Here is a 15,449-nt window from a genome sequence, read left to right as displayed (position 1 = left end):
ATTATATATATCTATCAACCACCTTATCCCAAATATAAGAACATTATGATACAATAATGTTTAGATCTTTTTATTTTTCTGATGAAAATAGAAATACTACTTGTTGTTGCCCTTCAAAAGAATTTAAAGACATAGTCAATTTCTTAATAATTGCGCATACTACAAGTATCTATGGATGAAATAGCTTTAAGGAGGAAAGTTTTGTGAAAGATAAGTTCTATAAAATCCTCTCTATGTGGATTCTACAAATTGTATTTTATTTTACTACTGTACATGTGACGAATTATGAGCATGCGCTCATTTTTACAATAATATACGTAATCGTAAATGTACTATTCTTATTTTTAGCTGACAAAACAGCATTTATTTTCTTCATACTAGGAACCATCATTTCCGTATTTTATTTATTTTATGAAGCATGGCTTCATTTATGGAGTACATCAGTTCAATGGCAATATATGATTACCCACTTCCTGATGGCAGCTAACTTCTTCATTGTATACATAACAACTCACCTATTGAAAAAAGTGATTCATGAAAATAAAACTTTGACTGAGCGTGTGAGAACGTTGGAACAATATATTGGAGAATCAAAATTACTAACGAGACAAGAATTCGAGAGACGCCAAGCGTTATTAACGACTGCAATGAATCGTCGTAATGAAACAGGCTTTATTGTTTACTTTGATTTCACTTCCTTTAGTAAATATACGAAGGAAAGTGTTATGGACCGTGTAGCTTCCTTATTAGTTGAAACCGTAAGGAATGATTTTGACCTTGCTGCTGAATATGATAATAATACGCTAGTTATTTTATTACAAAACACAAATGAAGCTGGTGCTGATATTGTAATGAACCGCCTAAAGCCAAAAATGGAGCAATGGCTTGCAGCTGAAGCAATCCGAGATATAAAAATTTCACGTGAGCAAATTGGAAACAAAGGACAGACATTGTTATGATGACTCTCGTTATACTTCTTTTATTTCTTCTGTTTTGCGTACTCGTTTTTTGGATCAGTATCACATTTTCAATTAAATATGTTCTTATTTTTACGGCCTTTCTATTCTCTGGCTTACTCGTTTACTACTCTTTCTTAACAATTGCGGGCTTAATTCACCGAAATAGTAAACGAAAAGATCGTACATTAGAACATTATCCGAGCGTCGATATTTTCATCCCTGCTCATAATGAAGGGGTCGTTATTAAAGATACTTTAGAGGCAATGGCGAAGATTGAATATCCAGGAAAGCTAACCATTTATTTATTAAATGATAACTCTCAAGATGAAACACCTGAAATCGGCGATGATTTCGACAAAGCTTATGCCCACATTCGTCACATTCGTGTTCCACCCGGTGAACCGAAGGGTAAATCACGTGTACTAAACTATGGCCTTAGTATTTCAGATGGTGAATACTTCTGTGTTTACGATGCAGATAACCAGCCTGAACCACACGCACTGCGAATGCTTGTAGAGCACGCTGAAACAACTGAAGATGCTGTTGGGGCTGTTGGACATGTTCGTACAGTAAATGAAAAAAGAAACTGGCTGACGCGAATGATTTCGCTAGAATTTCAAATCTTCCAGCTCCTTATGCAATCTGGACGCTGGTTACTATTCCAAACAGGCTCACTGACAGGAACAAACATGCTTCTTCGTCGCTCTGCACTAGAAGAGCTTGGTGGCTATGACCCTTATGCAATTGCAGAAGATGCCGAATTAACATTACGAATTACACAAAAAGGTTATCTCTTACCAATCGTCCCAGAATCAGTTACTTGGGAACAAGAACCAGAGCATTTAAAAATCCTTATTAAACAACGTACACGTTGGCTCCAAGGAAATTTATACATTTTAGAAAAAATGTTCTCATCATTAAGTTTCTTTAAAGGAAAACTTCTCGTCCATTCCTTACAACAAGTTCTAGTGTATGTTGTATTTTGGCTATTCCTAATCATTTCGAACGTTTGGTTTGTAATTGGGCTACTCGGGATATTCCAAATTCAATATAGCATTCCGCTACTATTTATGTGGTATGTCGCATATATTACATATGTTTCTCAATTATTTAGTGCCCAGAGTGTCGAACGAACCTTTACACCGACTAATATTTTTATTAGCGTTATTATGTACTTTACGTACGCACAGCTCTTTACGTACTTATTTATTCGTAGCTTAATCTTATACTTACGTGCAAAGAGCAAGAAACAAGTCATTGGCTGGGATAAGACAGTTCGATTCAAAAAAGATAAATAAAAATAAGCACAGAGCGCCGTATGCTCTGTGCTTATTTATTGCCGTATAAATTATATATCAGACAATACCCCTTAGCTGAAAGTAATTTCACGTCCATCCCCCAACGAACGATCGACCTTCATTTATATACGAAAAAGTGATTGCTATTTTTGTAGAACCAATTGCTTCTCTTGCTGTTCTTTGCGCGTTTCAGTCTTAGGTTCCGTGCTTTCTTGGACACTACGATGTGCCACACGTTTCAAACAAATATGCTTCCACTTTCTTTCGTAACGTTTCATTATTCTAGATGTCCCCCTTGAATGCGCTTTAAAACTATTTGAAATCGCTTACAGGAAATAATATAGCACATATATATAAACGTGACAACACATTTCCGACATATTTTTGACAAAAATACGAATAGAATTCGTAAGGTATCGAATATTGTCGAAACCTATCGTTTTTTCTTCGTATAAAAGGCATACTACTTATATGGTAAAGTATTTTATTTCCCCTACCCGCATTTCAAATTCCTTCTATATAAAGTGAAACTTTCATTAGCCATCACCAATCGGGCTTTTACAAGCAGCTCGATTTATTTGCTTTTGCTGAATTTTGAGGTGGGGTTCTTACTGCTCAGCAAATAGAGGGATAAAAAAAGAGCTGATATGAAATCAGCTCTTTTCCTTCTATTATTAATGACGCTTCATACGTCCTTCTTTTTGTAACTCTTTAAATAATGCTGCCATCATAAAGAAAATAACAAAGACGAACGGGAATGCTGCAATGATAGCTGCTGTTTGTAATGCTTCTAATCCGCCAATATATAATAGCGTAGAAGCTATCGCGGCTAGAACGATACCCCAAATCATTTTAATACGATTTGGTGGGTTTAAACTACCATGTGTCGTTAACATCCCTAAAACGAATGTTGCAGAGTCTGCAGATGTAATAAAGAATGTTGCAATAAGTAAAATACCTAAAACCGATAAAGCTGATCCAAAGCTGCCCATCTGATCAAACATAGCGAATAATCCTACTTCTGTTCCCATTTCTTTCACTTTGTCGAAGATATGTGCATCACCAAACAGCTCCATATGAATACCAGTACCGCCGAACACAGAGAACCAAAGTGCACCAATTACGGTCGGCACAAGTAACACACCGATAACAAACTCACGAATCGTACGACCTCGTGAAACACGAGCAATAAACGTACCTACGAACGGTGACCACGCAATCCACCATGCCCAATAGAAAATTGTCCATGACTGAATCCATTGATTTCCACCTTCATCCAATGGACTTAAACGGAAGCTCATGCTTGGTAATTCCTGAATATAAGAACCGATTGTTGAAGTGAAGTAATTCATAATAAAGTTTGTTGGACCTGCAAATAATACAATGATCATAAGTGCAAAGGCAAAAATAATATTCGTATTACTTAAATATTTAATTCCTTTATCAAGACCTGTTTGCGCAGATAACATAAATAATACTGTTACGATTGCAATAATAACTAACTGAGTCGTTAATGAGTTCGGGATAGATGTTAAATAACTAACACCACCTGCAATTTGTTTTGCACCGAGACCTAATGATGTTGCAACACCAAACACAGTTGCGAAAACAGCTAACACATCAAATGAATGAGCAATACGCCCGTGTTCCCCGCCCTTAAATAACGGACCTACTGTCGCACTAATCGTACTTGCTTTTCCTTTTCTAAAGGTAAAGTAAGCAATACATAACGCTACAAACGCATATAGTCCCCAAGGATGTAATCCCCAATGGAAAAATGAAAAACGCAGTGCAAGACGCGCACTTTCCTCAGTTGCGCTATCTCCAAACGGAGGTGCGTATAAATGGTTTAATGGTTCGGCAACGCCCCAGAAAACTAAGCCAATACCCATACCAGCACTAAATAACATAGCAAACCATGTCATATAACTATAATCAGGTTCGTCATCATCTTTACCTAAACGAATAGAACCGTATTTCGAAACAATTAAAAAGATAGATACACCTAAAATAATAGAAACGGAAATAATATAAAACCAGCCAAACTTACTAACTAATGCAGTTTGAATTGCGGTTGTTACATTTCCTAAGCTACCTTTTCCAATAATAGATTCGGGAATAATCCCCCAAATTGTAAATGCAATACATAATGTTAATGAAACGATGAATGTTTTTGTCAGTTTCCTCATCAAATCCCCCTTCGTAGGTTTCGTTTTTGTAAATAACATAAATTCCGATATGTAAAATCGGATAGAAAACTATAATTTTGCGGTGATTTTCTTACTTTCACCTTCACCAATTCGAATTCTTATGGACAGCCTTACCTTTCGTATAACCTTTTCACTCTGCAAGAGCTACAAGTTAGAAATACTGCTGTCAAATTGTGTGAGAAAAACGCGGATAGGAATGTATTTTCCTAAAAAAGGATGTGTTACATATGTAAAAAAGGGCAAAGTTCTTCCTTGCAACCCTTTCGTTTTGTAACAATTATGCGGTTTTTTTGCTAGTATATAGCACGTGTTTATAGCTTCACAAACAAAATGTTTATGTTTATATAACTATATTACCCATAAAACGGTAAAATACTCAAGGAATGTAATCGTTTAGTAAACATCATGTAACATTCCTGTAACATTCTTATTTACGTCGAAAAAAACATGTTGTATTAAATATTTTGAATATAACTAGAAACCTATGAGTCATATAGAATGAAAAACGCTTTCCTATATTTTTTGTTATATTACAGGATGTTAACGACTTATTACGAATGGTTTGTAATTGTGTGTTTTCCCCAAATCCGAAAAAATCTGTTGCTATAATGAGGACACGAAAACAAACGCAATGGAGGCTATCATGAAAAAATTAATTGGTATAGCAACAGCAGCAGTTTTTGGTCTTGGGATTTTCACATCATCTGCTAATGCAGAAACTGTTGTAACAACAGACGTACTAAACGTACGCGAAAACCCTACTACGGAATCAAAAGTTGTCGGTAAATTACTAAACGGTAATAAGATAGATGTTCAAAATACAGAGAACGGATGGTCAAAAGTTACTTTAGACGGTAAAGACGCATTCGTAAGTGCAGAGTTCACAAAAAGCATCTACTACGTAACAGCTAACGTATTAAACGTACGTGCTGAAGCGAACACAAACTCAGAAATTCTTGGAAAGTTGAAGAAAGACGATGTAATCGAAACAACGAACCAAGTACAAAATGAGTGGTTACAATTTGAATATAACGGGAAAACAGCTTATGTTCATGTTCCTTTCTTAACAGGTACAGCACCTGTAATTGAGAAACAAGAAACGACTGTTCCTGCTAAAGCTGAAGCACCAGCTAAGGCTCAAGCACCTGCAGCACAAGCAAAACCAGCTGCTAAGCCTGCTGTGAAAGCTGCTGAAACTAGCACACCATCTGGTGGTCGTGAGTTAACAGTTGTAGCTACAGCATATACAGCTCACCCGAGCGAAAACGGTGGCACATATGGCGGCCGTGTATTAACTGCAATGGGTCATGATTTAACTGCGAATCCAAACATGAAAATGATCGCTGTTGACCCGAAAGTAATCCCATTAGGATCTAAAGTATGGGTAGAAGGTTACGGAGAAGCTATCGCTGGAGATACTGGTGGTGCAATTAAAGGTAACCGTATCGACATCTTACTTGGATCAGATAGCGCTGCTCAAAAATGGGGACGCAAAACTGTTAAAGTGAAAATTTTAAAATAACCAATGACTGCTAAATTACAAGCCGGTTCTCTTTATTGAGAGCTGGCTTTTATTTATTTATAATACATATAAGGAGGCTATGCCCATGAATGTACAAGCAAAAGTAGACTGGATTGGTACGCCAAAGCCGTACATATATAAAGATGAAGTAACATATAACGCTACTTCTATTGATTTCTCACTCGCTGGCGATGATAATCGCTATAAGTTAATTGTGCTCAAGTCTGAAAACAATACACATTACAAAATTGTGCAATATGGAATAAAACCAGGCTCTCAAAAACCATTTCCTATCGACATTCCATTTGAACAAAATATGTTGCCAATTATAGAGCAAATATTACATGATCCGTATGTACAAGCGATATTAAAAGAAACGCACTCATAATTGAAAAAAAAGATATCACCTCGCCGGATTTTTCGGCTAAGTGATATCTTTTTTATTTTCCCTTCATGAACAAAGTTTAAGAAAAATATATCAACGATTTTCCGAATATATCTATCATAAATCGCAATATATCAACGATTTTTCAATTATATCTATCATAACTTACGATATATCAACGGTTTGACAAGAAATATCGATTTAGCTACAAAAAAGAAGCTGTTCAAATATTGAACAGCTTCTCTCATATTAACGAGTTGGACCAGATACATCTTCTGATTTCAACGTATTATTTGCACCAAGAGAATGATACAGCATCTTTCCATTTCCATTCACAGTTACAATATGTTCGTTATTAAAACTTTTGAACTTCACAGATCCATCACCGTAACGAATGTGATACTCTTCATATGTCGTTACTTTATATTTCGTATCACTTTGACGCTCTACATTACGAACTTCCATCGTTAATAAGTCTTCTGTAATTCCTTTTTTGTGTAAATACTGTATATAATCACGGTCTTCCTTATACGATTTCCCGCTCTTATCATAATTATTTTCAATTAAACTAAAATCATTTAATGAAATTGCACGTACGTTATCATAAATATGATTTTTTACAAATTCGCCCACTGCTGAATTTGATGTTTCTTTCGGGAATTTTAAGTAATACGTGCTTTGGTCTCCAATTTTAATACTTTCAGATTTCATCACACCAAAATCAGTAGTTTTCTCTAAATGTACTTCTACTGTTTCATCTGTGGATACAGGACCAAGCTTATAACTTCCATAACTTAATTTTCCACGTTTTTTCCCGTTCACAAATACAGTTGCATCACTTTCATCAGAAGAAATGCTTACATACTTGCCTTCAAGCGATAAATCAATTTTCACTTTCTCACTCTGCTCATCCGCTAAATCTACTTCTTTCTCTGTTTCTAATTCAGTAAGTTCTGTCTTCGCCGTTGCCTTTACAACATATGTACCTGGGAAGTATGGCCCCAACTCTTTCGAATTTTTATCACTAGAAAGCTCTGTTTCTTTTTTGTCATTCACATATATTTCTGCATTCTTTGCAGTTGTACTTACATTCATATAATAAGATTTCATGCTGAACTTATACTTTGGATATAAGAACCACTCTTTTCCCTCTTCTACTATTTCCCCGTCTTTAAATGCAGGTTTATCTTTTGTTAACTTTTGATCTACTGTCTCTTTCTGTAAATAAGACAACAATTGTTTGTTGTAAGAAGGATTCTCTTTTAAATAACGCATGTACGCTTTAATATCCTCTGTCTTAATCTTTAAGCTTGAATCATTTGCTTTCACAAACTCATCAATTGCGTTAATATCTTTCTTTTGGAATGCTTCAATCATTACATTTACTTGCTTTTCTTTTGAAAACTTATATGCTCCAAATTTATATGCCCCAAATAATAAAATAACAATAATAGCTAAACCAATGATTAAAAATACATTTTTCTTACTTTTCACTGGTTTTGTCTCGCTTTGTAATTCTGTATATGAAGCAGCAGTGTTATCAACGATTACTTCTACTTTACTCCCACACTCAGGACAAAAGTTTAAATGGTCTGCAACGTTCTTTTTACATGTTCCACAAAACTTCAACGTGCTCTCCTCCTATTTTTTAGCTAATTTCATTCCAGCAAATGCTGCTACATATGTCACAATCAAGCTAAACAAAGTTAAATATATAAATGAATTTTGCATAGATAATACCGTTCCACTTGTTCCAAATAAACCTGTTACAGTTCCTGAAACATTAATTTGGAACTTAGAAATCATATTCATTATAATCATCATAATTGTGTAAGAACCACTGCATACCGCTAATGTAATATATATATTGGCAGTCGGTAATTTAGCTAACTTTCTTCCCGCTCTAAACATAAAGAACAATGGAATAATAAGCAGTAATAAACCATAATGGAATACGTTATTCACTTTATCAAATTCTGCAAGGCTTTCCTCATTTGCTCCTTTTGAAATCAATATCTCTCTGAGCTCTACGCCATTTACAGAGACGCCTGATATAAATGAAAACGATAGTGTGCTCTCATATGCTTTTGATTTCTTACCAATTTCAGTAAATTCCTTACTAAGTGCTGGACTTGATACTTCTAACGGCGCAAAATGAGCCATACTCCATAATTGAGGTGTTAACTCTAATGCTAATAATGTACTTTCAGATTTTAAAGTTGTTATTTCTTTTAATGGTTCAATACCATCTTCCTTACTTACTAACGCCATAATACAAACCGCTACCGCTGTTACTAAAAGTCCTTTTATCATAGCTGAAACACCGTAATAAACAGACGCTCCATATGGCATTAACTCTTGAAATGCTGCTGCCATATTGTTTTTGCTTGTATGAGCAATAAATCCTAATAAGGTAAATAATGTCCCACATACAAAACCACTCAATAAACTCTTAATCGCTGAATAGCCAACCGTAATCTTACCTGCATCTGAGAATGGAATTGCAAAAGATTGTGATGCTATAAAACTTATAATGAATAAAAAGACGCCATAAATAATACCAACTGTTGATGCCATAAAAATTTGATCTTTAATCGTTTTCGCAACATGCTGCTTCCCTAACCAAATTCCTGTACCAGCGAAAATAATAAATGGAATGATTAATAGTAATGTAAATGGAGTATGCCAAGATAAAGAAAATATCAATCCACTATCGTCGTTAGCTGTAAAACCAAGTAAATGATAACTTAACATCGTAGAAGTTGCACTCGAATAAAAATTCGGCAACATTTCTAATTCTTTCGCAAATTTGCTAAACATCTCACTTAACATAGAAGCAAATAATAAACTACCAATCCAACCAGCAATTAACATGAGAATACTTGCAACAGCCCCACCAATAAAACCTTTTTGTAAAACGGCTTTATCTGCTTTAAATTCAACTTTAGGAGCACCATCCATTGTAGGCAATTTTACAGATTGTTCTTTTTTCTTCGCAACAAATAAAGAATACCCACACCTTTGACAATATAAATTTTTTTGAGCATTTTCATTGCCACAACCTTTGCAGTATTTTGCAGTATCTTTTTCTAATGTTATTGCATCTATAGCTCCTGCAATCTCCATACTACCTTCATTTGGACAATAATTTACTTCTTCACCATGTTGTTTTCCACATGTGCGACAATACATTTAATTCACTCCCCACTTTGCTTAATTCCACAAACTGGACAGTAAGTAGAGTTTTTATCGATATGCTCATTACATGAAATACAATTTACCGTTTCACCTTCATTTTCTACTGCTAACATTGGGTTAGGCTTTCCACACGAACCACAAAACTTATCATTTATTGATAAAGGTCCACCACATTCACATGTAGCTTTTTCACCTTGTTGTTTTTGCAATTCAACAATGCGTTTTCTTGCTTGATAAATAGCTACATCAAATTCTTGAACTGGAGCAATCATTTCTTTTAAGCTTGCTTCATTTACTCCATTTCCTCTTAATTGAACGTACACTTGCTGTCCAACCTCTAATAGAACCTCTGCTTTTTTCTGCATTTGCACTTGCATTCCCTTTTTCAATTGAGCAATTTCTTGTGCAACTTGCAACTTCATTTTCCCTTGTTCTATTCCTTCTTGTAACTTATTCATTCCACTACCTAACTTCGTCTGTAAATCTGACAAATCATTTCTCCTCCTATACGTATATATTCATATATGAAATTAACATTTTATATATTACCATGATTTTCAAGTTATGTAATCCAAATTTCATTTTTTCTGTTTTGAGCATTTTTTGTTTATAATGGTAAAGGAAAGAAATATGTGTACGGAGGAATATTATGCTGCAACACTCAATTACGAAAGATGAAATTATGATGATTGCGAATGAGTTCGTTCAAGGACTAGATCCACAGCAAACAGCTGATCAGGAACATGTCGCTACAGCTCGGCACCTATATCGTAGTGGTGTTGTCTACAACGTTGACTTTGATGGTTATACACTATCAGGAACTGTAGATGCGGAAGGCAACGTATATAGCGTTCATATTCCGATTCGTAACGTCGCTGAAAGTTATTGTGATTGCTTCGCACCAACACAATGTGAGCATATGCTTGCTGTATTACTATCTGCAGCGTCTAGTTTCGGGCAAGTAGGAGATGTATTAACTTTATTTAAAAATAATACGAAACCTTCCCTTCCCCCTATTCGAACTGCAAGACAAGTATTGCAATCATCAGCTTTTGAAGAAACCGATTATAAAAGTTGGCAATCGTATTTTGAAAAAGAATATGAATCATTTAAAAAAGAACAAGCTCGGCTTACTTATAAACAAATGTATTTTCTTATGAGTATCTTTACAGATTTCTATACGAAACTTGAGCGGAAAGCTCCGCGTGTCATTGCGATACATGAATTATTCAGGTTACACGCAGCACTTTACTGCTTTCAAAAATTATTAGAAGAAATTCAGGCATTCGACGCAAACAAAACGTATTCTTATCACCAACCTGTTAATGTCATTCGCCTATTTGTAGACAAAGTGGAATCCATCGTTCGGGACTTACAATCAGAAGCGATTCCTTCAGAGTCTGAAATAATTTTACAAGAAACAGCTCGTCTCGTTCATGAAGTATTCTTCTCTACCGACACTTATACGCAAGAGCGATTTTTCATTTATCGTCACATATGGAGTGAACTTTTGAACAATAAAGAGAAAATACAAGAAGAAGAAAAACGAATCGATACGAAAATCAATCCACTATCCAAAGCGTTAGCGTCTTCCCATCTTCTCTTTTTGAATGACGAAGATCTACTAGCGATGGACTTACTAAAAAAACAGCCTGCTTCTGTTGTGAGTCTATACTTCTATTGGTTAGAAGAACTATTAAGTGCCATGCAGTGGGATCGTGCGAAAAATTGGCTTTCCTTTACGTATAAACAAGTAAAGAAAACGATCCAAGATCACGAAAATACGATTTTTATAAAAGATGTCGTTCGGCTATTTGTAATCATGTATGAAACATATGCAACACATACAAATGAACAAGCTGGTTTCGAAATGATCTTACAAGAACTATTACCGTATAGTTTCACAAACTATGAACAGTACGTACTCGCGAAAAAACAGTATCGCACATGGGCAGAACTTCATCTCCTATATGGATTTGAAGCAATTGAACTGTTAAAAGAGCCACTGAAAGATATTGAAAAAGAAGCGCCAGAAGCGGCACTTCCTCTTTACCATCTTGCTGCTGTAGAGGCAATTGAAGAACGAAATCGCAAATCATATAAACGCGCAGTTCGTTACTTAAAGAAATTACGTACATTATATAAACGATTAAAACGCACCGATGAATGGGATGCTTTCATTATTCACATCGCCAATCTCCATTCACGTCTGCGTGCACTACAAGAGGAATTACGGAAAGGAAAATTAATCGATGATCAATCAAACTGAAGTAACAATTAGGCTCCAGCATGTTAGTCAAGGTTGGTTCCTTTGGGGAGAAGATGACAGCGGTACTCCATTATCCGTAACAAGTTGGAAACGAAATGCATTCACATGGCACTCCACTTCTTTCTACGGTACGTTTCTAAAAGAAGCAACCTTCGAAGGAAAACAAGGTGTTATGCTAACAAACGCACAAGCATTTGAATACATTGCAAACAAACCGATGAATTCATTTGCACATATGCAAATAAACGGACCTATTACAGCCCTTACGAAAGATGCAAATGAATTATGGGATGCCTTTACGAGTGGTAGCTTCGTACCAGATATGAATCATTGGTCCAAACAACCATCTTGGAAAGTTCAAAATACACCAATTGAAGATGACACATTAGCATCTCTTTTCTCAGCAGCAGTTAATGAAAGCATATTACAAGATAATCGCTCAAATGACGGCTGGGAAGATGCCAAAAGACTATATGAACATTACGACTTTACGAAAAGACAATTGGAAACAGCACTACATGAAGAAGATTGGCTTCGAAAAATTGGTTATATTGAAGATGATCTTCCGTTTACAATCGGACTAAGACTGCAAGAACCACAAGAAGAATTTGAAATGTGGAAGCTTGAAACAATTGTGACACCAAAGCGCGGGGCGCATCGCATATATGTATATGAAAACATCGATTCCTTACCGAAAAGATGGCACGATTACGAAGAACGGATTACAGAAACACAAGAAGGTTTTAGTAAGCTCATACCGTGGTTAAAAGAAGAAGATACGTTCCGAAATGAGCTCTTTGAAACCGAAGCGTGGAACTTCTTAACAGAAGCAAGCAATGAATTACTTGCAGCTGGCATTACAATTTTACTACCATCATGGTGGCAAAATTTAAAAGCAACAAAACCGAAATTACGTGTCCAGTTGAAGCAAAATACAGCACAAACACAATCGTTCTTCGGTATGAATACGCTCGTTAATTTTGACTGGCGCATTTCGACAAACGGCATTGATTTATCAGAAAGCGAATTTTTCGAACTCGTTGAACAAAACAAACGTCTATTTAATATAAACGGTCAATGGATGCGACTAGATCCAGCCTTTATCGAAGAAGTAAGGAAACTCATGAACCGTGCCGATAAATACGGACTAGAGATGAAAGATGTCCTGCAGCAACATTTATCAAATACGGCTGAAACGGAAATTGTAGAAGATAATAGCCCGTTTACTGATATTGAAATCGAACTAGATGGATATTATGAAGAACTCTTCCAGAAGCTGCTTCATATTGGAGATATTCCAAAAGTAGATGTCCCTACTTCACTAAACGCAACACTTCGTCCGTATCAACAACACGGTATTGAATGGTTATTATATTTACGAAAGCTTGGATTTGGAGCATTGCTAGCTGACGATATGGGACTCGGGAAAAGTATTCAAACAATCTCTTACTTACTATATATAAAAGAAAACAATCTCAAAACAGGCCCTGCATTAATCGTAGCGCCGACATCTGTTCTTGGAAATTGGCAAAAAGAATTTGAGCGTTTCGCACCGAATTTACGTGTTCAATTACATTACGGAAGTAATAGAGATAAGGGCAATTTATTTGAAGATTTCCTTCAATCGGCAGATGTTGTATTAACATCTTATGCATTGGCTCAGCTCGATGAGGAAGAACTGACTTCATTATGCTGGGATGCTGTTATTTTGGATGAAGCACAAAATATTAAGAACCCACATACGAAACAGTCGAAAGCAGTACGAAACTTGCAAGCAAATCACAAAATCGCTTTAACTGGTACGCCGATGGAAAATCGCCTCGCTGAACTTTGGTCCATTTTCGACTTTATTAATCATGGATATCTCGGAAGCTTAGGGCAATTCCAGCGCCGCTTCGTCACACCGATTGAAAAAGATCGTGATGAAGGAAAAATCCAACAAGTTCAACGGTTTATCTCACCATTTTTACTGCGCCGAACGAAGAAAGATCAAACAGTCGCATTAAATTTACCAGATAAACAAGAACAAAAAACTTACTGTCCTCTTACTGGTGAACAAGCTTCCTTATATGAACAACTTGTTCAAGATACACTGCAAAATGTCGAAGGATTAAGCGGAATTGAAAGACGCGGTTTTATATTACTTATGCTGAACAAGCTAAAACAAATTTGTAATCATCCTGCTCTTTATTTAAAAGAAGAAGAGCCACAAAATGTCGTTGAACGCTCCATGAAAACAAAAACGTTAATGGAGCTCATCGAAAATATAAAGGATCAAGATGAAAGTTGCCTCATCTTCACTCAATACATCGGCATGGGGAACATGCTAAAACGTGTGCTAGAAGAAAAATTCGGCCAGCGTGTCCTCTTCTTAAACGGTAGTGTACCGAAAAAAGATCGTGACAAAATGATTGAGGAATTCCAAAATGGAACGTATGACATTTTCATCTTATCTTTAAAAGCTGGCGGAACAGGACTAAACTTAACCGCTGCCAACCATGTCATTCACTACGACCGTTGGTGGAATCCAGCTGTGGAAAATCAAGCAACGGACCGCGCATATCGCATTGGTCAAAAACGATTTGTTCATGTTCACAAACTCATTACTACAGGAACATTAGAAGAAAAAATCGATGAAATGCTAGAGAGAAAACAATCTCTAAACAATGCGGTCATCACAAGCGATAGTTGGATGACTGAACTATCAACAGACGAACTAAAAGAATTACTTGGTGTATAAACATAAAACAAAAAGAGCTAATCTCAAAATGAGATTAGCTCTTTTTTCTATTCCAAAACCAATTACTTATTATAATCCCGGTTAATCCGCCGCACGTATCAAGCAATGAATCTTGCCACATTGGTGTACGGTCCCCCGTATACCATTGATGGATTTCATCAAATGTTGCATAACCTGCCACGAAAAGAAGGGCATATATAAAACATCTTTTCCTCGAATGACCTGATCGATGAAAAGCGTAATAAATCAATGAACCTAGCATAAAGAACACCATAAAATGAGCACCTTTACGAAGGAAAAACTCAATAAATCCGCCTACACCTTTATTGGCAATACTAACAGGGGTTCCTCCACCATAATCGATAGATACCCATGAAAAATGCTCTTTCACAAATTCAACATTCACATATTGTTCAATATCTGAACGCATATCCTGCTTTTTATATGGTTGTGCCGAAGAATAGAAAATCAGCCCCATCCATAGTAATACAGGAATCCAAAATAACCATTTACGATTCATTATCCAGAATTCTCCTCTCTTAATCTTTTAAGGGTACCAAAAAAAAGAAAAAATTTCACGCCAAAACATGACATTTGTACCCTATTTATAAAGTGAAAGGAGGTGATACACATGGCAATTGAAACAATCGTAATGGATTTAACTTTACGTCTTGTCTTAAACAACGGATTAGATAAGAACGGCAAAACAGTTTTCAAGAGCAAACAATTTAAACGTGTTAAAACAAATGCGAGCTTAGATCAAGTACACAACGTAGCTCATGCTCTCGCTTCCTTACAAGCATCACCACTTCACGCTGTACAACTTGTTAGCACATCAGATCTTTCTAAACTATAAAGTAAAACTCGG

12 protein-coding genes are annotated in these 15,449 nt (G+C 35.9%); 7 read left to right on the top strand and 5 right to left on the bottom strand.

What is annotated here, in order from left to right; all coding sequences use genetic code 11:
• Window positions 1–203: 203 nt before the first annotated feature.
• Complete coding sequence (locus MRP26_RS13200) at window positions 204–959, top strand: nucleotidyl cyclase domain-containing protein (RefSeq protein ID WP_000653228.1); 756 nt, start codon at window positions 204–206, stop codon at window positions 957–959.
• Window positions 956–2,257, top strand: coding sequence for a glycosyltransferase family 2 protein (locus tag MRP26_RS13195; protein ID WP_000988751.1), 1,302 nt, complete (start codon window positions 956–958; stop codon window positions 2,255–2,257). Before MRP26_RS13200 ends, MRP26_RS13195 begins: the two co-directional genes overlap by 4 nt.
• A 674-nt stretch (window positions 2,258–2,931) precedes the next feature.
• Here MRP26_RS13195 and opuD read toward each other — a convergent pair.
• Window positions 2,932–4,446 (bottom strand): glycine betaine transporter OpuD, encoded by a 1,515-nt coding sequence (opuD, locus tag MRP26_RS13190; RefSeq protein WP_001229103.1) that lies wholly within the window; start codon window positions 4,444–4,446, stop codon window positions 2,932–2,934.
• 664 nt (window positions 4,447–5,110) lie between these two features.
• On the opposite strand from opuD, the gene MRP26_RS13185 reads away from it, so the two are divergent.
• Window positions 5,111–5,989, top strand: coding sequence for a cell wall-binding protein EntA (locus MRP26_RS13185; protein ID WP_000733343.1), 879 nt, complete (start codon window positions 5,111–5,113; stop codon window positions 5,987–5,989).
• Window positions 5,990–6,074: 85 nt separating this feature from the next.
• Window positions 6,075–6,377, top strand: coding sequence for a DUF3910 family protein (locus MRP26_RS13180; protein WP_001102539.1), 303 nt, complete (start codon window positions 6,075–6,077; stop codon window positions 6,375–6,377).
• A gap of 246 nt (window positions 6,378–6,623) precedes the next feature.
• Here the strand turns inward: MRP26_RS13180 and MRP26_RS13175 are convergent, their stop codons facing one another.
• From MRP26_RS13175 to MRP26_RS13165, 3 genes are read right to left on the bottom strand one after another with little or no spacing between them, the layout of a single operon-like run.
• Complete coding sequence (locus MRP26_RS13175) at window positions 6,624–8,003, bottom strand: zinc ribbon domain-containing protein (protein WP_197233088.1); 1,380 nt, start codon at window positions 8,001–8,003, stop codon at window positions 6,624–6,626.
• Between the two features lie 12 nt (window positions 8,004–8,015).
• Window positions 8,016–9,566: a zinc ribbon domain-containing protein gene (locus MRP26_RS13170; protein WP_242806198.1), complete on the bottom strand. Its 1,551-nt coding sequence runs from the start codon at window positions 9,564–9,566 to the stop codon at window positions 8,016–8,018.
• Between the two features lie 5 nt (window positions 9,567–9,571).
• Window positions 9,572–10,063, bottom strand: a complete 492-nt coding sequence (locus tag MRP26_RS13165) for a zinc ribbon domain-containing protein (RefSeq protein ID WP_001281749.1) — start codon at window positions 10,061–10,063, stop codon at window positions 9,572–9,574.
• Between the two features lie 158 nt (window positions 10,064–10,221).
• On the opposite strand from MRP26_RS13165, the gene MRP26_RS13160 reads away from it, so the two are divergent.
• Together MRP26_RS13160 and MRP26_RS13155 are read left to right on the top strand one after the other, a co-directional pair.
• Window positions 10,222–11,841 carry an SWIM zinc finger family protein gene (locus MRP26_RS13160; RefSeq protein WP_000939149.1) on the top strand — a complete coding sequence of 540 codons (1,620 nt, stop codon included), beginning with the start codon at window positions 10,222–10,224 and terminating at the stop codon, window positions 11,839–11,841.
• Window positions 11,825–14,581 carry a DEAD/DEAH box helicase gene (locus MRP26_RS13155; RefSeq protein WP_242806197.1) on the top strand — a complete coding sequence of 919 codons (2,757 nt, stop codon included), beginning with the start codon at window positions 11,825–11,827 and terminating at the stop codon, window positions 14,579–14,581. The genes MRP26_RS13160 and MRP26_RS13155 overlap by 17 nt, the downstream gene beginning before the upstream one ends.
• 34 nt (window positions 14,582–14,615) lie before the next feature.
• Here MRP26_RS13155 and MRP26_RS13150 read toward each other — a convergent pair whose 3' ends face one another.
• Window positions 14,616–15,101, bottom strand: coding sequence for a VanZ family protein (locus MRP26_RS13150; RefSeq protein ID WP_023523524.1), 486 nt, complete (start codon window positions 15,099–15,101; stop codon window positions 14,616–14,618).
• 111 nt (window positions 15,102–15,212) lie between these two features.
• On the opposite strand from MRP26_RS13150, the gene MRP26_RS13145 reads away from it, so the two are divergent.
• On the top strand, window positions 15,213–15,437 hold the full coding sequence (locus tag MRP26_RS13145; protein ID WP_000963861.1) for a DUF1659 domain-containing protein: 225 nt from the start codon (window positions 15,213–15,215) through the stop codon (window positions 15,435–15,437).
• Window positions 15,438–15,449 lie beyond the last annotated feature (12 nt).

This window comes from Bacillus sp. CCB-MMP212, assembly GCF_022748145.1.
Lineage (GTDB): Bacteria > Bacillota > Bacilli > Bacillales > Bacillaceae_G > Bacillus_A > Bacillus_A cereus.
Note: the sequence above shows the minus strand (reverse complement) of the source record. Positions and strands in the feature narration are given on the sequence as shown.

Coding starts and splice junctions, on each gene's coding strand:
- opuD (WP_001229103.1), bottom strand. CDS start 4,446: ATGAGGAAACTGACAAAAACATTCATCGTTTCATTAACATTATGTATT.
- MRP26_RS13160 (WP_000939149.1), top strand. CDS start 10,222: ATGCTGCAACACTCAATTACGAAAGATGAAATTATGATGATTGCGAAT.
- MRP26_RS13195 (WP_000988751.1), top strand. CDS start 956: ATGATGACTCTCGTTATACTTCTTTTATTTCTTCTGTTTTGCGTACTC.
- MRP26_RS13155 (WP_242806197.1), top strand. CDS start 11,825: ATGATCAATCAAACTGAAGTAACAATTAGGCTCCAGCATGTTAGTCAA.
- MRP26_RS13150 (WP_023523524.1), bottom strand. CDS start 15,101: ATGAATCGTAAATGGTTATTTTGGATTCCTGTATTACTATGGATGGGG.
- MRP26_RS13185 (WP_000733343.1), top strand. CDS start 5,111: ATGAAAAAATTAATTGGTATAGCAACAGCAGCAGTTTTTGGTCTTGGG.
- MRP26_RS13180 (WP_001102539.1), top strand. CDS start 6,075: ATGAATGTACAAGCAAAAGTAGACTGGATTGGTACGCCAAAGCCGTAC.
- MRP26_RS13145 (WP_000963861.1), top strand. CDS start 15,213: ATGGCAATTGAAACAATCGTAATGGATTTAACTTTACGTCTTGTCTTA.
- MRP26_RS13170 (WP_242806198.1), bottom strand. CDS start 9,566: ATGTATTGTCGCACATGTGGAAAACAACATGGTGAAGAAGTAAATTAT.